This is a genomic window from Streptosporangium sp. NPDC001559 (assembly GCF_042893955.1).
Classification (GTDB): domain Bacteria; phylum Actinomycetota; class Actinomycetes; order Streptosporangiales; family Streptosporangiaceae; genus Streptosporangium.
The window spans coordinates 15,139-35,598 of sequence record NZ_JBIAVG010000011.1 but is presented as its reverse complement, the minus strand read 5'-3'; the positions used below and the strand labels follow the sequence as shown (position 1 = coordinate 35,598).

The following is a 20,460-nucleotide window of genomic DNA, read 5'->3' as shown; positions in this document are numbered from 1 at the left end:
ATGACGATACGTCCGCTGTGTCCCGGGCGTGGAGAACGCCCGGGACCGAGAACGGGCCGGGAACGGATCGCGAAGGATCCGTCGGCGAGAAATCAGCAGAAGACCGTTCCCGTCACCTCGCGTTGTCCCCAGACGTAGTTGAACTGGAGGAGCTGCCCGGGGGACACGCACTCGGTGCGGTAGCCGTAGAGCCACGTGTCCGCCTGCGGGTTGGGATGTTTGACGCGGTAGGAGAAGGCGTACTGGCCGTCTCCGCCGCTGCAGTAGTACCAGGCGGTTCCACCCGTTCCGGTCGGGTTGAGCGTACCCCCGCTGCACCCGGTCGGCTGGGCCTGGGCGGGGGTGGCGAAGAGCGTGGTGGCGGCGAGAAGGGACGCGGCCAGGACCGCGGCGTGCTTTCCGATGTGCATCTGCCGGCCTCCAGCAGGTAGAAGGTGGAGCACTGTTAAGAAAGCTTCCTAAAAGGAAGATAGACGCGCTCCGCCCGCCGTCAAGGCCCGTTTTTTTAGTGGTTCTTCGTGATAAGTCCGCACTATCCAGCTCTGGTAGGAAATTATGTGAAAAGCGCTGATCGACAGTCATTCAGGGACTGTGACGCTTTCGCCTCCGCCCGAGCCGCCCTGCTTGATGGGCAAGGTGGCCCGCGTCAAGCTGGAATCGTGGATCAGTCAGGAGTCCTGTACCTCGCTATCGCGGATCGGCTCCGTCAGCGGATCGTCAATGGCGAACTGGCCCCGGAGCCGCCGGTCACGACGAAGGCCTCCACCCGGCCGCCGGGGAACTCGGCCTGGTCGGTGTCGTAGGTGCGGTCGACGGCCCCGACCAGGTGGCCGTGACCGGTCGGCTCCTTGGTCAGGACGGTGCCGAGGCCGCGGTCGCTGCGCAGACCCGGCGAGTACAGGACGACCGGCCTCCCGCCCCGACCGGAGCCCCCCTTCCTTCGCAGGCAGGAATCGCCCTACGGTTCGGCGTCCTGACGGTGTCGCAGGGAAGGCCGTCCAGATCGTCGGGTGGGTCCGGGCGAGGCATCAGGACAGATCGGCCCAAGGGGCTGGTGGAGCCGAGGCGAAGAAGCGAAGCAGGCCGAGAAGTCGGCTGGCCGGAGGGGCGGTCCAGTGGCGTTCGCCCGGGCGCGGGACCGGATCTTTCAGTCGTCCAAGTGCCCAGGTGAGATGGAACCACAGCACGCGAGCTTCCCAGGTCGGTGCGCTCGTTGAGGTTTCCTGGCCGGTTTGCTGTCGGTAGCCGTCGAGCATGGCCGGGATGCCGGTGAGGGGCATTTTGGCGAAGTCGACAGCGGGGTCGGCCCATGCGGCATCGCCCCAATCCACGATGCCGTTGAGCTGGTTCGTCTTCGGGGAGACGAGCAGGTTCTGCGGAGCGACGTCGCCGTGAACCAAGACCATAGGCGGGTTGGTGGGGAGATGAGGTGAGAGCCGGTCGAACCATCCGGTGAGCCAGCGGGCGGTCTCGGCGTCGATCCAGCCGTCTTGGAGGAGGCGATCGATGAGTGCCCAGGGGTCTGTGACGTCGTTATCCACAGGGACGTCAGTAAGGGCCGGTGCGGTGTCCGGGGATAGCCAGTGCAGTTTGCCCAGCTCTCGCCCCACGTCCCGGAAGAGATGTTCTGCGTCGGCGACGGGTGGTTCGAGGCCTGCGAGATCTACTCCCCGCGTTCGGGTGAGCACCATGTAGGGCACGTCCACCACCGAACAGGTGTCATCGAAGGCGATGACTTCCGGAGTGCGCACGCCGACGTGCAGGGCGAGGGGAATGACCGCGGACTCCTTGACCAGGTCCGGGAGGAACCGCTCGGCCCGTGGGACGCGCAGGACCAGGTCGTCTCCGAGAAGGAAGACATGGTTGGCCACCCCTTGCGGAAGGGGTCGCACCTGCTCGGCGCTGATCCTGTGCCGGCTGGCGATGGCGGCCAAGGTTTCGTTGCTCGTCTCGTATTCCACCATGACGAAGCATGCTGACACGGACGGCTGGGCGCCGCCTCGCCCTTTTCGACCGCTGACGGCGGCAGGGTTTCATACAAGGCCGGGGCGATCGCAACGCCCGAAACCCTGACCTCCTGGTCTGATCGATGCCCTGCGACGCGCCCGTTGTGCCCGCAGAGGTCACCCGGTCCTAAGGCAGCGGGACAGCGGCAGGCCGGGACGAACCTGCTGCCCGGCAAGACGACCGCCCAGCCTACGTGCCCGACAGGCTTTCAAGCGGCCGGCCAGCAGGTTCGTTCGACGACTCTAGATGACGATCGGCCTCGTTCCTGACGTGGTCAACATGCCTGACGACCCTTGGATACCGGTCAGGCGTGATCCACGAACCCCCACATGCCTTACATGTCTGACCGCCGAGAGCCACTCGAGATAACGGTGTCCCTGGCACGCGAGCCGGGGAGCCTGAACGCGGCCAGGACGGCTGTCAGCATGACGGCGCCCAGGACGTGGACGGCTGTGCGCATTCCCTCGGAGGAGGCGGTGGCCAGGGCCTGTCCTTCGATGTCGCGGTTGGCGACGGCCACGAGCACCGCCAGGCCCACGGCGGTTCCCACCTGCAGCGCGGTTGAGGCGACCCCGGAGGCCAGGCCCTGCTCGTCCGCCGAGACGCCGGTGCCCGCGGCGATCCACATGGCCTCGTAGGTGACGCCCATGCCCAGACCGATGACGACGACCCCGGCCAGGACGGTGAGGAAGGATCCGCCCACGTGCATGCCGGGGGCCAGGAGCACGGCGCCCACGGCGTTGAAGACGATGCCGACGACCAGCGTGTTCCGGGTGCCGAAACGGTGGATCAGCCGCTCGCTGAGGAAGTTGCCCGCCGTGATCGACAGCGTCGGGCCGAGGAACGCCAGCCCGGTCTCCAGAGCGCTGAAGCCAAGGACGTTCTGGAAGTACAGCGTCAGGAAGTACGGCACGGCCTGCATCGTCAACCCGAAGACGAGGATGACCACGACTCCTCCGCTGAACGCGCGGTTGCGGAACAGCCGCAGTGGCATCAGCGGTGTCCGGCCGCGGGCCTGGACGCGCAGGAACACGACCAGCAGGGCCGCCGCGAGAGCGGCCGCGCCGATCACCTCGGTCCGTCCCCAGCCGACCTCGGAGCCGTGCGCCACCGCGAAGATCAACAGCGTGACGCCCGCGGTACCGGTCAGGGTTCCCGGAACGTCGACGCCTCCTCTGGTGACACGGCCGTCGGAGGGCAGCAGGACGAAGGCGGCGACGGCCCCCACGGCGGCCAGCGGGACGTTGACGTAGAACACGGCCTGCCAGCCCAGCGCCTGGGTGAGCACCCCGCCGACCAGCGCGCCCACGGTGAGCCCGCCCGCGCCCGCCATGGCCCAGACCGTCAGGGCGCGGTTACGTTCCCTGCCCTCGGCGAAGGTGGTGTTGACCAGGGCCAGCACCGCGGGGAACAGCACCGCGCCGGCGAGACCCTGCAAGGCGCGCGCGGTGAGCAGTACCGCCGGGGTCGTGGCCAGGCCGCCCAGTACGGAGGCCACGCCGTACAGCGCCATGCCGAGCACGAACATCCGCCGACGCCCGATCAGGTCGGACAGCCGGCCGCCGAACAGCAGGAAGCCTCCGTAGAGGACGGCGTACGCGGTGATCACCCATTGCAGGGTGTGCGGTGTGAAGCCGACATCGGTCGCGATGTCGGGCAGGGCCACATAGATGATGGTGAAGTCGAGACTGATGATCAGGTGCCCGAGCGCGAGCAGCGCGAGGCTCCGTCCCGGCCGTCGGCTGCGGGCCGGGGACTGGGTTGCGGACATGGGTGTGCCTTTCGTCCGTGTGTGGTTCGGTGGCCTGTCATGGCTGCACCGGGACCGGCGGACACTTGTTGGCACACCCTCTGAGGGCGCTGGGGTGGGCGGCGCCCGGACTTGGCCCGTCCGGTCCGGTCATCGCCCCTCCCCGCTTCGCGTGCTCTGCGCTGTCCGGCACGACTATGCCGCTCGCCGTTTCCCACGGCATCGGACGCCAGGTCGGCACGGCCCGGGACCTTGGACCTAGGACCGCGTGACCATCGAGGGGATCCTCCGCTCCGACCGGCCCGAGCCTCAGGGGGCTTGCCTGGGTGATCCCGTCCGCCGTCCGGTGCGGCGATGGTCGCGCGTGATGTTCCTTCGCCCGGCAAGCGACCCGGAGCTCTCCGGCCGTGACGCCGAATGCCGGGGCCGAGGACGAATGACGTTCCGGGGTGTTTACGACGGGGCGGCGGCGGGCTCAGGGCAGCCCAGGGGGCCGGTGAGGTAGTGCTGGACGGTGGGGGCGACGGCGGCGAGGAGGATGGACAGGTCTCGGTCGGCCAGGGCCGAGAGCCGGAGCAGGTGGCGGCCCAGCGCGATGCCGAACAGGTGGTTGAGCGCCAGGGCGAGGCGCAGGTCCGGGTCGTCGCCGGGCAGCAGGGAGAGGACGTCTTCGGGCAGGGCGGCGGTGAGCTGGGCGCGCAGCTGCTCGCGGGCGCCTTCGTGGGCGAAAGCCGACGTCACCGTGGCGCTCAGGGACCCGGCCAGGCCGGGGTCCTCCCACAGCGACAGGTAGGCGCGGGTCAGGCGCTCGCCGATCTCGCCGACGGGCCCGTCGAAGGCCCCCTGGACCTGCTGGACCGCCTGGCCGGGCAGCTGGAGGGTGGCGGCGAACAGGCCGTCCTTGTTGCCGAAGTAGTGAGCCAGCAGCGCGACGTCGACCTCCGCCGCCGCCGCGATCGACCGCATGGTCGCCCCGCGGAACCCCTTGGCCGCGAACTCGTGCCTGGCCGCGGCCAGGATGCGGTCCCGGTTGCGGCCATCGCCGCCGGGCGGCCGCCCGGGACGCTCGGAGTCCTTCTCACTCATGCCAGGCACTCTATCCGATATCAACAGCTGTTGACATCAACAAGTGTTGAAATACAGTGTGGTGGTCCGGATCCCGATGTGCGACCCCCGCTCAGCGGCGGATCCGTACCAAGAACCCCTGGAAGGCACCCCGCGCATGTTCTCCACATTCGATCTTGAGTTCGCCTGGATCGGCCTCGGAGCCGCGATCGTCCTGACGGTCATCCTCCTGACGACCGATGCGCTGCGCAGCGGCCGCGCCCTGTCCCGGTGGAAGGACCCGGCCTGGCTGGGCTGGGTCGCCGTCGTCGTGTACCTGTTCCACAACCTTGAGGAGTACGGCATCGCCGCCGACGGCGCCCACCACGCCTTCCCCGACTCCCTGTGCACCACGCTCAACCAGGGCGCCTATCCGGAATGCCCGATCCCGACAGAGTTCTATCTGTTCGTCAACATCGGGTTGATCTGGGTCGTGGCGGTGATCTGCGCCCTGCTCGCCCGCAAGCACGTGATGATGGGGTTCGCGTTCTACAGCATCGTCATCGTCAACTGCCTCATCCACATCGTCCCCGCCCTCGCCACCGGCACGTACAACCCGGGGCTGCTCACCGCGGTCGTGATGTTCCTGCCCGCCTCGGCCTGGATGACCAGCGTCTTCCTCAAGCGTCAGGACCCGCCGCTCGGCAGGTGGCGTCTGCTCGGCATCGTCGGCGTCGGCGTGGCCGCCCACGGCTCCCTGTTGCTCACGATCAACCTGTTCCTGAACGACGTCATCTCCGGACCCGTCCTCGACCTGCTGCAGCTCCTCAACGCGGGCCTCATCCTGCTGGTCGGCGCCCTCCTCCAGAGGTCCCTGCCCCCGGCACGCGCCGCGACGGCGAAGACCGGCACCCAAGCCGCCCACTGAACGGACGCAAGACCCTTCCCGCACACGGGCGCCGGCCACTGACCCTGGCGCGTCCGACTGGTGGAGTACCCACCACCGCTACAACTCCGCCGTCGTCATGGCACTCGTCTGTGCGACGGTCGACGGCCTGGCACGTGTTCGGCGTCGTGCGCGTGAGGAGGTGTCGCCATCGACTGTCCGATGCTCTGCCGAATTGTCAGACACGACCCAGTGATTTGCAACTGATCCACAAGGCCGTCTGAGGATCATTCCTCGTGTCCGACGACAAAAGGAGATGTTCACATGAACAAAAAGCGCACGGCTGCAATGATCATAGCCGCGTTCTTCGCAATCGGTACCGCGCAATTCATCAGTACCGGGCCTGCGGCGGCCGTGACCTCTGACAGCGGGAGTGTTCGGTCGATTTATCCCGACGCTGACCCCATCGACTGCGACACCAGCCCGCATCACTGTCGCTGACCCGGCCCAAGGCTTGTCTGATAAGTGATCTCCTCAGGTGCGGCTAGATGATCGTTCATGGTGAGACGCGGTGAGCTGACCGACAAGGCCTGGCGACGGATCGAGCCCCTGCTGCCCGCGACGGGCGGCAGGGGACGCCCCTGGCGCGATCATCGCGAGGTCGTCAACGGCATCCTGTGGCGACTGCGCACCGGAGCGCCCTGGCGGGGCATCCCCGAACGATACGGTCCCTGGCAAACCTGCTACGAGCGGTTCAAACGCTGGGACGAGGACGGCACCTGGGTCAGGATCCTGGAAGAACTGCAGGTCAAGGACGACTCGATCGGCGCCGTCGAACTGACCGTGAGTATCGACTCGACCATCGCCCGCGCCCGCCGGCGCGCCGCCGGAACCTGAGGAAGGGGAACGACGGAGGGACGGTCGACGCGAAGGAATCCCAAGGACGACAGGTCCTCGGACGCTCCCGCGGCGGACCGGCCACCGAACCCCACCTGATCACCGAAGCTCGCGGCCTGCCGCTGACCTTGCGTCCGACCGGCGGCGAAGACAGGCCTTGGGTCCGGCCATCGAGGAGACCTTCCGCCCGGACAACGACCCGGCCGGAGCGGGAGCCGTCAGAGAGCTTGCCCGAGTGGTCTCGTCTGCCATCCAGAATGGCAGCTTTGCCGTCTGGTGCGGCGATAATCGCGCGTGATACTCCTTTGGTTGATAAGCGAGTCGGAGCTCTCCGGTCGTAATGCCGAATATATGCATGCTTTCAGTGCGCCGAGTGGCCGGCTGTAATCTGGTACGGGGGCGGTCCTGAACTGGGATAAGGCAGAAACAAAGGCCTTGACCAGCAGTCGGGTGCATAGAAGGATTGCCGTGGGCGGGAGGCCTGGAAAACACACCCGCCCACGGAAACATCCGTAGACGCATTAGAGAGGTTACTATGCGGACACGCATACGCGCAGCTGTCCTGGGCGGGATCGCCTCGGCGGCCTTCGGTGCCGCCCTGTTCTCCGCCCCCGCCGCCAATGCCGACTGGAACGGCACCTGTGCCATTTCCTATTACCAGCAGTCCGGAACCGGCCATGCCACCGGCTGGTGCGGCGGCACCGGGCCGGAGAAATACCAGATCGGCGTCAGGTGCGCTGACGGTCTCTGGTACTGGAGCCTTTTCGCGAAGGACTTCGGTGACACCACCGGTCTGACCGCGAACTGCCCGACGGGATACGCCGCCATCGGTTACGACTGGCGTCGTTTCTGACGTTCACCCGGTGCGGCCGGCCGATGAATCGGCCGGCCGCACCGTTCTCTTCGCGTACGGGGTTCACGCGGTCCGGGGCCGTGCCGTACCTCCAGGGGCGGCCCCGCCCTATGTTGGACGTTGATCGAACATAGGGGGAGTTGAGTATGCGCATCGTGCGGATCGACCGTTTCGGCGGTCCTGACGTCCTGACCCTCGCCGAGGCACCCGCGCCCCGCCCGCTGGACGGCGAGGTCCTGGTACGCGTCGTGGCCTCCGCCATCAATCCCGTCGACGACAAGACCCGCGAAGGGGCCATCGGGGAGGGCGCTCCACCCCTGCCGATGACCTTGGGCTGGGAGTTGGCGGGCGTCGTCGTCGACAGCCGTACCGACGCGCTGCCCGTGGGGGAACGGGTCTTCGGGATGTCCCACCAGCTTGGAACAGGGCGGGGAACCTGGGCCGACCTCGTGGCCATGCCGGTCGGCGCTCTCGCCGTCGCCCCCTCGGCGATCAGCCTGGTGGAGGCGGCGACGCTGCCACTGCTCGGGCTCACCGCCCTGCAGACGCTGGACTGGCTGGACGTCCGCGCGGGACAACGGCTGCTGGTGACGGGCGCGGCCGGTGCCGTGGGCGGCCTGGCCGTACAGCTCGCCCGAGCGCGCGGCGCCCGGGTGGACGCGCTGGTCTCCCGGCCTGCCCAGCTCGACGTGGTGAAGGAACTCGGGGCCGAACGGGCCACGACGGACCGCGCCGCGCTGCCCGTGGCCGCCTACGACGCCGTCTTCGACACCTTCGGCGCCTTCGTCACCGACGCCGTCGCCGATCGGGGCCGCTACGCCTCCATCGCCACCCAGGCCGGTCCCGTGCCGGACCTGTCCCACCGGGCGGTCAGCACCACGGTCAACCAGGTACGCGAGGACGGCGCGGGACTCGCCGAACTGGCCAGGATCGTGGACGCGCACCAGGTGAACGTACGTGTCGACTCCGAGTACGGCCTGCGAGACGTGCGAGAGGCACACGAGCACTTCCGCCGTGGCCGGCTGACAGGAAAGATCGCTCTCGTTCTCTGAGCGTGACCCGGGTTTCCGTACTCCCGCGACTTGGGGTATGGAAACCCGGTCGGATCGCTACGGATCACAGGGAGGGTGAGCGGAACGCCTGCCCGCCGAGGTTCCGGGACGCCGCGTCATCGGTTCAGGTGTGGGCGGTTCATTTCCACTTGATGGAAGAGGTCCGGTCGTTCATGTATCCCTCTATATAAAGGTTCCAGAACAACCAGTCGGTGCTCTTCCCAGAGAAGTTATCGTGCTCGTAGTGCTTGACGAAGCAGCGGTCGTAGGCGATGTAGGAGCTGATCATTTCGTTCATTCCGACGCCTGACAAACTGCTGACCTGATAGGTGATGTCGTGATCCCTGCCGCAGCCTGTCCCGTTGCCCATGAAGGTGTAGGAGCGGCCCGAGTACTTGTCGTGCTCGTACTCGATGCTGATGACGTTCGGTTCCTCGGCCACAGTGGGCCGCGCCGATGAGTTCTGGCTGAGGGCGTTGATGCGGCGGGTGAGCCCGGGGTCGGCCATGGCGGCGGCGGTGTCGTTGGGCGCGTCGGTGATCCTGCCGCCAGTGGCGAAGGCGACGGCCTCGGTGAAGGTGTCGTAGCAGCTGGTGTTCTCCTTGGAGATCACGGAGGCTGAAAACCGGGCCGCCGGAACCCGTCACCGACCGAACAGGGCCGTCTCCAGAAAAGGGACGGCCCTGTTTTCGTCCCGCATCAATGGATTATGGACGGGCACGCCGCCTTCGCGGCCCGACCAAGAAAACGTCGCATCCGGGCTTCAGCACCTGCACCGGTAGCCGCGGCCATATCTGAGAGGCGGCTGAGACTCTCTGAGAGAGGGCTGAGAGCGGCCTCAAGTTCATTGTCCATTTTCGTCATACTCCGGTCATGTCGATTTCAGAGGCGGCGCTCGTGGGGCCGAGGTGGCGTGCCGTACGGCAGGGGGCCGGGTACGGCGCGGCCGGGACGATGTCGTTGTATCTGCTGGTCAAGGTGATCTGGGTGGCGAGGCTGCTGCTCGGCGGCGGCTCGTGGGGGGCCGAGACGCAGGTGGCCGACTGGACGCTGCTCAACGCGCTGACCGTGGTGATGGCGGTGGCCGGGGTGGCGCTCGGGCTGGCGCTGGCCCGGCCTTGGGGGATGCGGATCCCCGCGCCGTTGCTGCTGCTCCCCGCCTGGACGGCCGCGGGTTTCCTGGTGCCGATGCTGCCCTACATGGTGGTGAGCGCTCTGCTCGGCGACGGGAACGCCGAGGAGGGAACACGTGCCGCGAGCGTCGCCGAGCCTGCGGCGGCCGGATGGGAGATGGTGTTCCTCACCGTCGGTTTCGCCGGGATGGGACTGGGCCTGGCCGTCGGACTGCCGATCTACCTGCGGGAACGGTGGCCCTGGGCGTTCCTGGGCCGGGTCGGTGACCTCCCCCGGGTCCGTCCCACCTGGCGGGCGAACGCCGTACGGGCGGCACTTGTCGTCGCGGCGGTGCTGGGGGTGATGTGGTCGTTCTGGGCGGTCGGCGGCACCGCGGGGCTCCGCGCGGACCTCGGTCTGAACGGCCGGTTGCTCGCCGCGACCTCCGGTGTGTGGGCGTTCGCCACGGTGGGAAGCGTCTGTGTGCTCACCACCCGGGTGGCCAGGCGGCTGCCCGTGTGGTTCCCGATGGCGATGGCCTTCGCCGGATCGGGCTTCCTGACCGCGTGGAGCGGCTGGAAACTGGGGATCTCCGCCTTCGGTCCTGATGGCTTCGCCTCTCAGGAACACCTCCCCGTCGCGTTCGCCGGGAACATCCTGGCGGTCGCCGCCGGGGCCGTCATGATCGGTGCGGTGCTCCAGGTGTACCGGTCCCGAGCCGGAGCTCAGCGGGCGTCGTAGTCGTCGCGGTTCGCGAGGACCTCGGCCATGTGCGTCTGCGCCCAGCTTCTGAGCCCGCGCGTCATGTGGTGGAGCGAGAGACCGAGGTCGGTCAGCTCGTAGGAGACGGTGACGGGGACGGTCGGCGTCACGGTGCGGGTGAGCAGACCGTCGCGCTCCAGCGACCGCAGCGTCTGGGTCAGCATCTTCTGGCTGACCCCGGCCAGAAGCCGGGCGATCTCGGAGTAACGCATCGCCCTACCGGGGCTGTCGTCGCCGCCCAGCGCGCACAGGACCAGGACGACCCACTTGTCCGAGATCCGGGCGAGCAGTTGCCGGCTGGGGCACGCTGCCAGGAACGCGTCGTACTCCACCTTGGCCTGGGCCGCCTTCGTCGTCGTCACCGGTCGCACCTCTCACTCACGGGTGGTTACGCACTCCAAAGTACCTACTTCCCAATGGGAAGTTTCTCTCCAATGCTGATGCGGACACCGCCCCAGTACATGAAGAGAGGCATCACGATGAGTACACCCGGTGGCACCTGGACCCTGGGCGACCTGACCGTCACCCGGTTCGGCTACGGCGCCATGCGACTGGCCGGTCCTTGGGTCATGGGGCCGCCCGCCGATCGTGAGGGCGCCCTGGCCGTTCTGCGCGAAGGGGTCGACCTCGGCATCACCCACATCGACACCAGCGACGCCTACGGGCCGCGTGTCACCAACGAGTTGATCCACGAGGCACTGCACCCCTATCCCGAGTCGCTGCGCATCGCGACCAAGGTGGGCGCGGACCGCGACGACCAGGGCGGCTGGCCTCCGGCCCGGCGTCCCGAAGACCTGCGCCGCCAGGTCCACGACAACCTCAGATCCCTCAGGCTCGACGTCCTCGACGTGGTCAACCTCCGGCTCGGCGACGCCGAAGGCCCCAAGGCCGGCTCGCTCGCCGAGGCGTTCGAGACGCTCGTCGAACTCCAGGAGCAGGGCCTGATCCGCCACCTCGGGGTCAGCAACGCCACCGAGGAGCAGGTCGCCGAGGCGCGGGGCATCGCGCCGATCGTGTGCGTGCAGAACATGTACAACCTCGCCCACCGCCACGACGACAGGCTCATCGACCGGCTCGCCGCCGACGGTGTCGCGTATGTGCCGTTCTTCCCTCTCGGAGGCTTCGACCCGCTTCAGTCCACGGCGCTCTCCGCAGTCGCCGCCCGGCTGGGGGCGACGTCGATGTCCGTCGCACTGGCCTGGCTGCTGCGGCAGTCACCGAACATCCTGCTCATCCCCGGCACGTCGTCGACGGCCCACCTGCGGGAGAACATCACCGGCGCGGGACTGTCCCTCTCTCCTGAGGATCTGGCCGAACTGGACGGCATCGGCCGCTGAACGGCCTTCAGGGGGACGCTTCGTCACCGATGGCGCGGAGCACCTTGGAGAGCCGGACGAACCCGTATCCCACGGCACGGTCGGGATCGGAGAGCATGTCGTCCAGGTAGCTCCACGAATCGGACAACGCGCCGATCGTGAGTTCTCGCGGCTCGTCTCCTCACTCCCCGGCGGTCCTGCGCGATCCGTTGTGAGTCAGTTGCCCAACTTAGATTGGACAAGCATGGGGTGGGCCGCTAGCTTTGTCGTCAGTTAGCCAACTAACTAACAAAGTGGCGGAGTGATTCGCCATCCTGGAACGGGGAAAACCATGATCGTTGTTACGGGTGCCACCGGGAACGTCGGCCGTGCGCTGGTGCGGGAGCTCGTCGAGGCCGGAGAGCGGGTGACGGCGGTGGCCCGCCGGATCGAGGCGGCCGACGTCCCGGCCGGGGTTCGCGCCGTGGCCGCGGACCTGGGAGACGCGGGCAGCCTTTCCGGTGCGCTTTCCGGTGCGAAGGCGCTGTTCCTGCTGGTCGCGGGGGAGGACCCGGCCGGAGTGCTGGCGAAGGCGAAGGCCGCCGGGGTGGCCAGGGTGGTGTTGCTGTCCTCCCAGGGGGTGGGCACCCGGCCCGGCGGCGCCTACGCGCACGCCGCCGGTTTCGAGCGGGCCGTGACCGCCTCCGGGCTGGAGTTCACGGTGCTGCGTTCGGGCGGCATGGCCTCCAACGCGTTCGCCTGGGCCGAGCCGATCCGCGCGCACCGCACCGCCGCCGCCCCGTTCGCCGAGGTCGGCCTGCCGTTCGTCGACCCCGACGATGTCGCGGCGGTGGCCGCCGCCGTACTGACCGGTGACGGGCACGACGGCGCGACCTATGTGCTCACCGGCCCGGAGCCGACCACGCCGCGGCAGCGGGCCGAGGCGATCGGGCGGGCGATCGGTGAGCCGGTGACGTTCGTCGAGCAGACCCGCGAGCAGGCGCACGCGCAGATGTCGGCGTTCATGCCCGCCCCGGTGGTGGAGGGCACGCTGTCCATCCTCGGCGAGCCAACCGAGGCCGAGCAGGCGGTCAGTCCCGACGTGGAGCGTGTCCTCGGCCGTCCGGCCACGCCGTTCGCCGCCTGGGCGACGCGCAACGCCGCCGCGTTCCGCTGACCGGCCCACGCGTCATTTACGAAACCGGAGTTGCGTAATTGGAGGGGGAGGGGGTAGCTTTCATTTCGCAACAAGGGTTTCGTAAATGAGGGGGCTGCCATGGCGCCGCGCGGACGACCGCGTGACACGCAGGTGGACGAACGGGTGCTCGGGATCGCCGCCGCGCTGATCTTCGAGCGCGGTTACGCCGGGCTGTCCGTCGACGAGGTGGCCGAGCGGGCGGGCGTGGCCAAGACCACGCTGTACCGCCGCTGGCCGACCAAGGATCACCTGGCCGTCGCGGTGGTGGCCCGGCTGCAGGCCGACGACGAGATCACCGACACCGGGGACATCCGGGCCGACCTCGTCGACTACCTGGAGAAGATCGCCGCCGGGCTCAACCGGATGCGCGCCGCGGGTGGCAACAGGGGCCCGTCCGCGGGAGCCGTCGGCGAACTCGTGGGCGCCGCGGCCAGGCACGAGGACATCGGCCGGTTGGGCCGCGAGCAGTACGCCAGGCGGAACGCCATCGCGCTCGCGCTGATCGAGCGCGCCCGGCTCCGCGGAGAACTGCGCGCCGACCTCGACGCCGAGGCGCTGTTCGACCAGCTCGCGGGAGCCCTCTACTACCGAGTAACGATCACCGGCGCACCGATCGACCGGGCCTACGCGGAACGGCTCGTCTCCTGCGCGCTCGAAGGGAACATGACATGTCGCTGATCGCGGAAACCGCCGTCGTCCGAGAGGTCGACGCCGAGACCATCGTCTCGACCACCGCCACCGGACGGCTGCTGCTCGACTCCAGCGACACCGGCGGCGCGCTGAGCACCCTCAGGATGACGCTCACCGAGGGCGCGGACGGCGCGGTGCCCCACCACCACGCCACCTCGACCGAGCTGTTCTACATCCTGGACGGCAAGGCCCGCGTCCTGGCGGGCGAGGAGATCGTGACGCTGGGGGCGGGCGACGTGGCGGCCGTGCCCCCGATGACGCCGCACGCCTTCGCCGCTGCCCCCGGCCACACCGCCGACCTCCTCATCGTCGTCGCCCCGGGCATCCAGCGCTTCGAGTACTTCCGGCTGCTCGACCGGCTGCGCAGGGGCGAGGCCACGCTTGAGGAACTGCTGGCCTCCCAGGAGCTGTACGACAACCACTTCCTCGACAGCCCGGTCTGGACCCGTGACCGCCAGGCGTCCACCGACGGTGAAGGAGAGCTCTGATGCTCACGAAGATCGGTACCGTCCTCGCCGTCATCGGCGCCCTGTTCATCGGCTACGTCGGGGTGAGTTACCTGCTCGCCCCCCAGTCCATGGCGCCCAACTTCGGCCTGCCGAGCTGGCCGCGGGGTGAAGGAGCCGGCTTCCTCGCTGTCAAGGGGATCCGGGATGTGGTCTCCGGCCTGGTGATCCTCGCGATCGCCCTGACCGGCAACCGCCGAGTCCTGGGATGGGCCATGCTGGCCATCGCGCTCACCCCGATCGGTGACATGCTCCTGGTGCTGTTCTCCGGTGGAACGCCCGCGATCGCCTTCGGTGTGCACGGCGCGACCGCGGCCCTGGTCGCCCTCACCGGAGGTCTCCTGCTGAGCGGCCCCCGCCCCAAGCCCGCCACGTCCTTCACGACCCCGCTGGTCTCGTGATCCTCGCCACCGGCGGGCCGGGTGAACGTCCCTCGTGAGTCCACGGCCTCACGAGGGACGGGCGAGGTAGGCCGTCTTGGCGTCGGAGGAGAAACCGCACGCCCGGTAGAACGCGTGGGTGGCCGGCCTGCTCGACCCGGTCAGGAGCATCACCTTGTAACAGCCCGCGTCCCAGGCGGCCCGAAGCGTACCGGCCATGATCTGCTTGCCCAGCCCCGTGCCCCGCAGTTCCTCCTCGACCACGACGTTCTCGATGACGGCGTACGGCGACGCGGAGCGGGTGAGATTCGGGATCACGTTCAGATACGTCGTGGCGACGACGGCCCCGTCGGCTTCGAGCACGAACAGATGCAGGCCGGGCGAGTCCAGGATCCGCGTGAAGGTCGTCGCGTCGGACCCGTCACGCAGAACCGGGTCCTTCGGCTGCAACTGCCGATAGAGACGCATGACACCGGCGAAGTCATCGGGTACGGCCTCGCGGAAGACGATCATGGCCGCAGACTAACGCCTCCGTACCGGGCCTCGGACTTCCTTGCCGGCATAAGGGAAGGGGCGAACGGTGGTGGCGGCCGCGGCGGGTTGCGCGGTGAGAGTCGTTCCGGCGACGGTGTGGGCCAGGCTCCTGGGTTTCAACAAACCCCTTCCCCTGCCTTTCGCGGATCAGGGGCACCCACACGACGGACGGCGGGCATCCGTCTGTCAACATCCGTCACCGGCGCCGAATCGTCATCGGGAGCCGCTGTCCATATCCGGCCATATCCGTCTATTACCGACAGCTGGGCGGCTGGAAGGCGCCTCGGTGAGTGTCTCGCGACCAGAAGGGACGGTCAGCTCCTCCTGGGGAAGGCGGAGCCGCGGGTGATGACGGCGACGGGGATGAGGGCGAGTGCCGACAGGCCCTGGAGGACGGCGTACCAGGCAGGGCAGAGGCCGGGAATCAGGTCGACGCCGATGATCGCGATCGGCATGACGACGGACAGGGTGCGTACCCGGTCGAAAGCCTTGCCGGACCCCTCCTCGGCCCGGACGGTCATCCGGTGGAGTATTGGGGCGATCGCGAGCATGACGACCGCCCGGACCCACATGAACGAGGTCGTCTCGCCGCCGATGAGGGCCATCACGGCGACCGTTCCCAGGACGACGGCGCTGATGGCGCCGAAGAGCAGGACGTACTTCCTCGCCGCCGCGAAGGCCTCCTGGGCGCGGGCGTCGCCGGTGCTCGTCATCTCGTTCATGGGTCCTTCTCCTCCGTGTCGCTGTGGTGACGACGCTACGGAGATCCCAACCGGCCCAGTATGGGGATGGCCGCACGGAAGGGTGGGGCTGGACCCACTCCCGAGCCGGTGCCCGAGGGTGCTTCGTAAGGTCGGCTCATGGACGGCGATGAGCAGCCAGGGCTGGATGAGATCGAGCGGTGCTTCGTCGCGATGCTCGATGGGCGGATGAGCAGGGACGAGGCCGATCGCTGGGCGTGGCGCTGGATCGCCGACGAATCCCTTGCCTGGGACGACGCGGCCTGGTGGGCCTTGGGCCTTCTGCACGGGATCGACCTGGCCCCCGGCCCGAGCGAGGACTTTCTGCACGACGACGAGCAGGTACGCGAATGGCTTGAGGAACTACGGCGTCGTCGAGCCGGATGAGGGCCGCCGCTCGGCCGGCCGCATCTTCGCCTCGGTCATGTCGCCCATCACCGTCGCCGCCGTTCCGTTGCTGATGGAGCGAATGCTCTCAAGCTCTTTCCCGAACTGGTGGGAGCCGAAGTACCACTACAACGCCTTCATCGTGATGGTGGTGTTCATCGGGGGAGTCGACGGATATCGAAGAACGGTGGCCCGCATACGATCCCGGACGTCACCGAGGCCGGACTCGAAGAACCCCGGACGGCTTCTCCGTGTCGTTCGAGGATGGCCTTCACTGGTCCTTCTGGTCGGTGTCGCGATGGTTCCCTTCTTCGCGTTCGGAAGGTTCTTCAGCGTGGGTTTCCACGCCCCGACGACCCGGACGGAGGCGGCCGCCGCAGCCGTTGCCGTCGTTCCTGGGAACGCCCTGGTCGAAGCCGCGAACAACGTCGCCCCCGCACTCTCAGGCCGGACCCGGACGTTGCTGTGGGACAGAACCGTACGCTGGGCCCCCTGGGTCGTCGCGGACGTCGGAAAACACGTCTTCCCGTTCCAGTCGCTCGACGAGCAGACCGCACGGGTCGACTTCCTGCTCAAGAACGACTACCGCGTCGCTTTCTCGTCGGACGGCTACGTGGTGCTCTCCCGGATCCGGAGCTGATCGTACGGCTCGCGTTCAGGGGGTCGTGAGGATGACCAGGCGTTGGGTGGCCCGGGTCATGGCGACGTAGCGGTCCACGGCTCCCGCTATGCCTTCGCCGTACCTGTCGGGATCGACGAGGACGACCAGGTCGAACTCCAGGCCCTTGGCCAGCTCCGGGGTGAGGGAGCGGACGCGGGGGGTTTCCCGGAAGGAGGGGTGGCCGATGACGCAGGCGACCCCCTCGGCGTGCTCGGCGAGCCAGGTGCCGAGGATCGTGTCCAGGTCGGAGACGGGGCCGTGCAGGACGGGGACGCCGACACTGCGGATGGAGGTCGGCACGTTGGCGTCGGGGAGCGCGGCGCGGATGACCGGTTCGGCCTCGGCCATGACCTCCTCAGGCGTCCGGTAGTTGACGCTGAGGGAGGCCAGGGCGATCTGGTCGAGACCGACGCGTTCGAGGCGCTCCTGCCACGACTCGGTGAACCCGTGCCTGGCCTGGGCGCGGTCCCCGACGACGGTGAAACTGCGGGACGGGCAGCGGGAGAGCAGCATCTGCCATTCGGCGTCGGTCAGCTCCTGGGCCTCGTCCACGACGATGTGCGCGAACGGCCCGGCCAGCGGATCCTTCTCGGCGCCGGGCACCACGGTCTCGTCGTCCAGGGAGTTGCGCATGTCCTCCCCGCGCAGCATCGTCACCAGCCCCTCTCCGTCGGGGTCGGCCTCGATCAGGTTGTCCACGACCCGGGACATGCGCTCACGCTGGGCGGCGAGGGCGGCGTTCTGCCGACGCCTGCGCCGGGCCGCCTCGGGGTCGCCGAGTCGCTGGCGTGCCGCGTCCAGCAACGGCAGGTCGGAGACCGTCCAGGCCTGGGCGTTCTCCCGCCGGAGTCTGCGGATCTCGTCGCGGTCGAGCCAGGGGGCGCACAGCCGTAGATAGGCGGGCACCGTCCAGAGGTCCCCGACGAGGTCGGTCGCCTCAAGCAGCGGCCACGCGCGGTTGAAGGCCGTGACCAGCTCCCGGTTGCCCGTCAACGACCTGCGCAGCAGCTGGGGAGGGGCCTCCTCGTCGCCGTGCTTGTCCACCAGGATCGTGAGCAGCTCCTCCCAGATCTGGCCACGCGCCTCGTTGTGCGGGGTGCCGGGGTCCGGTACGGCGAACGCCTCGGCCCAGTCGTCGGCGCCCAGCCAGATGTCCGACCAGTGCGTCGTGACCGTCATCCCCTCGGTCGGCGGGTTCTCGTAGAACCTGACGGCCTTGTCGATCGCCCCCACCAGGTCGGCGGACGACTTCAGCCGGGCCACCTCGGGATCGGCCTCGACCGCCGCGGAGCCCCCCTCCGGGACGAGGTCCCGCAGGGTGCACAGCCGTACGCCCTCCTCGCCGAGGCTGGGCAGGACGTCGGCGACGTAGGCGAGGTACGGCTGGTGCGGGCCGACGAACAGCACACCGCCCCGGTTGTGCCCGAGCCGAGGGTCGGAGTAGAGGAGGTAGGCCGAACGGTGCAGGGCGACGACGGTCTTGCCCGTGCCGGGACCGCCGTCCACGACGAGGGCGCCACGGGACCCGGCGCGGATGATGGCGTCCTGGTCGGCCTGGATGGTGCCCAGCACGTCCCGCATCCTGGCCGACCGGTTGGTCCCCAGGCTGGCGATGAAGGCGGACTGGTCGTCGAGCGCGGCGTGCCCCTCGAACCCGTCCTGGGTGAACACCTCGTCCCAGTAGTCGTTGATCCGGCCCCGGGTCCAGCGGTATCTCCTGCGGCTGGCCAGCCCCATCGGGTTGGCGTGGGTGGCGCCGAAGAACGGCTCCGCCGCCGGGGAACGCCAGTCGAGCAGCAGCCTGCGGCCTTCACTGTCGGTGAGACCGAGCCGCCCGATGTAGACGGGTTCGGGGTCGTCCGTACCGACCATGTGCCCGAGGCACAGGTCCAGGCCGAAGCGGCGCAGGGTGCGCAGGCGGGCGGTCAGCCGGTGGACCTGCATGTCCCGGTCCATCGCCTGCCGTCCCGCGCCGCCGGGAGCCTTGAGCTCGGCGTCGAGCCGGTCGGACAGTTCGGCGATCGACTGTTCGAGGCTCTCCGCGATGGCCGCGAAGTGCCGTTCGTCACGGGCGATCAGCGCCGGTACGGCCTTGGCGGCGAGGCCCTCGGGAAGGTCGAACGCGCTGACGGTCTTCACATCGGTTCCGATCTTGTTCGGCGATTCTGAGCGGTTCACGGCCTCTTACCGCCGATCATGTCGAGCAGCAGCCGCGCGGCCACCGCCGTACCGTCGGTGCGGACCGTGTCGGCCACGGCGGTCGCCCGCGCCCGGGTCTCGGGGCTCAGTATGGCCCCGAGCGCGGCCGACAGGGACTCGGCCGTCGGGACCGGGCCGTCGTGCGCCACGCCGACGCCCAGCCCGGCCACCCTGCCCGCCCAGTACGGCTGGTCGGCCGCCTGGGGCACGACGACCTGGGGCGCGCCCGCCCGGGTGGCCGTCGTCGTGGTGCCCGCGCCGCCGTGGTGCACGACGGCGGCCACCCGGCCGAACAACGCCTGGTGGTTGACCTCGCCGACGACGAAGCAGTCGTCCCGGCCGCCGATCGGGGCCAGGTCGGCCCAGCCACGGGCGAGGACCACGCGACGGCCCCATGCCCGGACCGCCTCGACGACCTCCTCGGCTTTCACGGACCGCATGGGCATGCTGCCGAAGCCCACGTAGACCGGGGGCTCCCCGGCGTCGAGGAAGGCCGTCAGCTCGGCCGGGAGCGGCCGTTCGTCGGGCAGCGTCCACGCGCCGGTCTGCACGACGTCGAGCTCCGGCGTCTCCAGCCACGGGTCCAGGACCGGGTCCGTGGCCAGCCACGGCCGCTCGCCGACGACGTAGCCACGGACGTCGTCGACCGGTGGCAGCCCGGCCGCCACGCGGTTGACGTTGAGCGCCTCACCGAACAGTTCGTTGATGTTCCCGGCGTCCAGGTCCCACAGCGTCCGCCTGTCGGTCACCTCGGCCGGGAACGGCCTGCCCGGATAGGCCAGCGGCGCGTGGTACGGCGACGGCAGGGTGAGCTGCTGGAAGGTCACGGAGACCGAGGGGACGCCCAGCCGTTCGGCCACCGAGAGCGCGCCCGCGGCGGCGGGCATCATGCCGGTCGCCACCAGCGCGTCGCACCCCTCGGCCGCCGGGGTGAGCGCCTCGAACTGGCCGGCGATCACCTCGGCCGCGCGCCGGGGCAGGTCTCCCGCCGTCGGCGGCGCCGCCGTCGTCAGCGCCCGGGCCGACGGGCCGACCGGCACCAGCGGCACACCGACCCCGGCCAGCCGCCGGGCGAAGTCATCGTCCGGCGGCGCGCACACCCGCACCTCCACGCCGTGTTCCCGTAGCCGCACCGCCAGCGCCACCAGTGGTTCGACGTCCCCTCGCGAGCCGTACGTCGACAACACCACACGCATTCCGCGTCCCCCGTTTTCGCAGATCCTGGCCTCGGCCGACGATTCTGCGGCATACCCGGGGCCTTGTGGCAAGTCCCCCCATGCGCTATACGTTGAGAGTGGAAAGGGGCGAACGCCCCTTTTTTTGTGTCCGCGATCGTACGGACAGGTCCCTCGCCAAGCGGGGAGGCGCCGATCCTGCCGCACGAGCTCGCGATCTTCGCGATGCCGCGATCCCGGAAGGGCCCGCCATACCGCGCGAAAAACGCTGCGAGGCCCTGTCGAAAAACGGGCCGCCCGTTCGTCGGGGAGATGTCAGAGCAAGTGACCG

22 protein-coding genes are annotated in these 20,460 nt (G+C 69.0%); 12 read left to right on the top strand and 10 right to left on the bottom strand.

What is annotated here, in order from left to right; genetic code table 11:
- Positions 1-92: 92 nt before the first annotated feature.
- The 4 genes from ACFYY8_RS24050 to ACFYY8_RS24035 all read right to left on the bottom strand — a co-directional run bounded on the left by ACFYY8_RS24050 (position 93) and on the right by ACFYY8_RS24035 (position 4,843).
- A complete protein-coding gene (locus ACFYY8_RS24050) occupies positions 93-410 on the bottom strand; it encodes a hypothetical protein (RefSeq protein ID WP_390044449.1) in 318 nt (105 codons plus the stop codon).
- 618 nt (positions 411-1,028) lie between these two features.
- Entirely contained in the window at positions 1,029-1,964 is a 936-nt protein-coding gene (locus ACFYY8_RS24045) for a phosphotransferase family protein (protein WP_390044447.1), read from the bottom strand.
- Positions 1,965-2,341: 377 nt separating this feature from the next.
- A complete protein-coding gene (locus tag ACFYY8_RS24040; protein WP_390044445.1) occupies positions 2,342-3,778 on the bottom strand; it encodes an MFS transporter in 1,437 nt (478 codons plus the stop codon).
- A 432-nt stretch (positions 3,779-4,210) separates the two neighbouring features.
- Positions 4,211-4,843, bottom strand: coding sequence for a TetR family transcriptional regulator (locus tag ACFYY8_RS24035; RefSeq protein ID WP_390044443.1), 633 nt, complete (start codon positions 4,841-4,843; stop codon positions 4,211-4,213).
- Positions 4,844-4,979: 136 nt separating this feature from the next.
- On the opposite strand from ACFYY8_RS24035, the gene ACFYY8_RS24030 reads away from it, so the two are divergent.
- The 4 genes from ACFYY8_RS24030 (at position 4,980) to ACFYY8_RS24015 (ending at position 8,489) form a co-directional block, all read left to right on the top strand.
- Positions 4,980-5,729, top strand: coding sequence for an HXXEE domain-containing protein (locus ACFYY8_RS24030; RefSeq protein WP_390044441.1), 750 nt, complete (start codon positions 4,980-4,982; stop codon positions 5,727-5,729).
- A 516-nt stretch (positions 5,730-6,245) separates the two neighbouring features.
- Positions 6,246-6,584, top strand: a complete 339-nt coding sequence (locus ACFYY8_RS24025) for an IS5 family transposase (protein ID WP_390044439.1) — start codon at positions 6,246-6,248, stop codon at positions 6,582-6,584.
- A gap of 535 nt (positions 6,585-7,119) precedes the next feature.
- Entirely contained in the window at positions 7,120-7,437 is a 318-nt protein-coding gene (locus ACFYY8_RS24020) for a hypothetical protein (protein ID WP_390044437.1), read from the top strand.
- A 146-nt stretch (positions 7,438-7,583) separates the two neighbouring features.
- On the top strand, positions 7,584-8,489 hold the full coding sequence (locus ACFYY8_RS24015; RefSeq protein WP_390044435.1) for an NADP-dependent oxidoreductase: 906 nt from the start codon (positions 7,584-7,586) through the stop codon (positions 8,487-8,489).
- A gap of 139 nt (positions 8,490-8,628) precedes the next feature.
- Here the strand turns inward: ACFYY8_RS24015 and ACFYY8_RS24010 are convergent, their stop codons facing one another.
- A complete protein-coding gene (locus ACFYY8_RS24010; protein WP_390044433.1) occupies positions 8,629-9,102 on the bottom strand; it encodes a hypothetical protein in 474 nt (157 codons plus the stop codon).
- 260 nt (positions 9,103-9,362) lie between these two features.
- On the opposite strand from ACFYY8_RS24010, the gene ACFYY8_RS24005 reads away from it, so the two are divergent.
- Positions 9,363-10,343 (top strand): hypothetical protein, encoded by a 981-nt coding sequence (locus ACFYY8_RS24005; protein ID WP_390044431.1) that lies wholly within the window; start codon positions 9,363-9,365, stop codon positions 10,341-10,343.
- Here the strand turns inward: ACFYY8_RS24005 and ACFYY8_RS24000 are convergent.
- On the bottom strand, positions 10,328-10,726 hold the full coding sequence (locus ACFYY8_RS24000; protein WP_390044429.1) for a winged helix-turn-helix transcriptional regulator: 399 nt from the start codon (positions 10,724-10,726) through the stop codon (positions 10,328-10,330). The two genes, ACFYY8_RS24005 and ACFYY8_RS24000, sit on opposite strands and share 16 nt — an antisense overlap.
- A 117-nt stretch (positions 10,727-10,843) precedes the next feature.
- Here ACFYY8_RS24000 and ACFYY8_RS23995 point away from each other — a divergent pair, with 117 nt between their 5' ends.
- The 5 genes from ACFYY8_RS23995 (at position 10,844) to ACFYY8_RS23975 (ending at position 14,454) form a co-directional block, all read left to right on the top strand.
- Positions 10,844-11,701, top strand: a complete 858-nt coding sequence (locus ACFYY8_RS23995; RefSeq protein ID WP_390044427.1) for an aldo/keto reductase family oxidoreductase — start codon at positions 10,844-10,846, stop codon at positions 11,699-11,701.
- A gap of 310 nt (positions 11,702-12,011) precedes the next feature.
- Positions 12,012-12,836, top strand: a complete 825-nt coding sequence (locus ACFYY8_RS23990) for an NAD(P)H-binding protein (RefSeq protein WP_390044425.1) — start codon at positions 12,012-12,014, stop codon at positions 12,834-12,836.
- 99 nt (positions 12,837-12,935) lie between these two features.
- The gene (locus tag ACFYY8_RS23985; RefSeq protein ID WP_390044423.1) at positions 12,936-13,535 is read left to right on the top strand and encodes a TetR/AcrR family transcriptional regulator; all 600 of its coding nucleotides are present in this window, start codon (positions 12,936-12,938) and stop codon (positions 13,533-13,535) included.
- The gene (locus ACFYY8_RS23980) at positions 13,526-14,035 is read left to right on the top strand and encodes a cupin domain-containing protein (protein WP_390044421.1); all 510 of its coding nucleotides are present in this window, start codon (positions 13,526-13,528) and stop codon (positions 14,033-14,035) included. The genes ACFYY8_RS23985 and ACFYY8_RS23980 overlap by 10 nt, the downstream gene beginning before the upstream one ends.
- Complete coding sequence (locus ACFYY8_RS23975) at positions 14,035-14,454, top strand: DUF4267 domain-containing protein (RefSeq protein WP_390044419.1); 420 nt, start codon at positions 14,035-14,037, stop codon at positions 14,452-14,454. Before ACFYY8_RS23980 ends, ACFYY8_RS23975 begins: the two co-directional genes overlap by 1 nt.
- Positions 14,455-14,502: 48 nt before the next feature.
- On the opposite strand, the gene ACFYY8_RS23970 is transcribed toward ACFYY8_RS23975, so the two are convergent.
- Both ACFYY8_RS23970 and ACFYY8_RS23965 read right to left on the bottom strand, forming a co-directional pair.
- Positions 14,503-14,946 (bottom strand): GNAT family N-acetyltransferase, encoded by a 444-nt coding sequence (locus ACFYY8_RS23970; RefSeq protein ID WP_390044417.1) that lies wholly within the window; start codon positions 14,944-14,946, stop codon positions 14,503-14,505.
- Between the two features lie 335 nt (positions 14,947-15,281).
- Entirely contained in the window at positions 15,282-15,689 is a 408-nt protein-coding gene (locus tag ACFYY8_RS23965) for a hypothetical protein (RefSeq protein ID WP_390044415.1), read from the bottom strand.
- Between the two features lie 138 nt (positions 15,690-15,827).
- On the opposite strand from ACFYY8_RS23965, the gene ACFYY8_RS23960 reads away from it, so the two are divergent.
- Entirely contained in the window at positions 15,828-16,094 is a 267-nt protein-coding gene (locus tag ACFYY8_RS23960) for a hypothetical protein (protein ID WP_390044413.1), read from the top strand.
- Positions 16,063-16,734: a DUF2079 domain-containing protein gene (locus tag ACFYY8_RS23955; RefSeq protein WP_390044411.1), complete on the top strand. Its 672-nt coding sequence runs from the start codon at positions 16,063-16,065 to the stop codon at positions 16,732-16,734. Before ACFYY8_RS23960 ends, ACFYY8_RS23955 begins: the two co-directional genes overlap by 32 nt.
- 15 nt (positions 16,735-16,749) lie before the next feature.
- Here the strand turns inward: ACFYY8_RS23955 and helR are convergent, their stop codons facing one another.
- Positions 16,750-18,894, bottom strand: coding sequence for an RNA polymerase recycling motor ATPase HelR (gene helR, locus ACFYY8_RS23950; RefSeq protein WP_390044409.1), 2,145 nt, complete (start codon positions 18,892-18,894; stop codon positions 16,750-16,752).
- A gap of 35 nt (positions 18,895-18,929) precedes the next feature.
- Positions 18,930-20,150: a glycosyltransferase gene (locus ACFYY8_RS23945; protein ID WP_390044407.1), complete on the bottom strand. Its 1,221-nt coding sequence runs from the start codon at positions 20,148-20,150 to the stop codon at positions 18,930-18,932.
- Between the last annotated feature and the right edge of the window lie 310 nt (positions 20,151-20,460).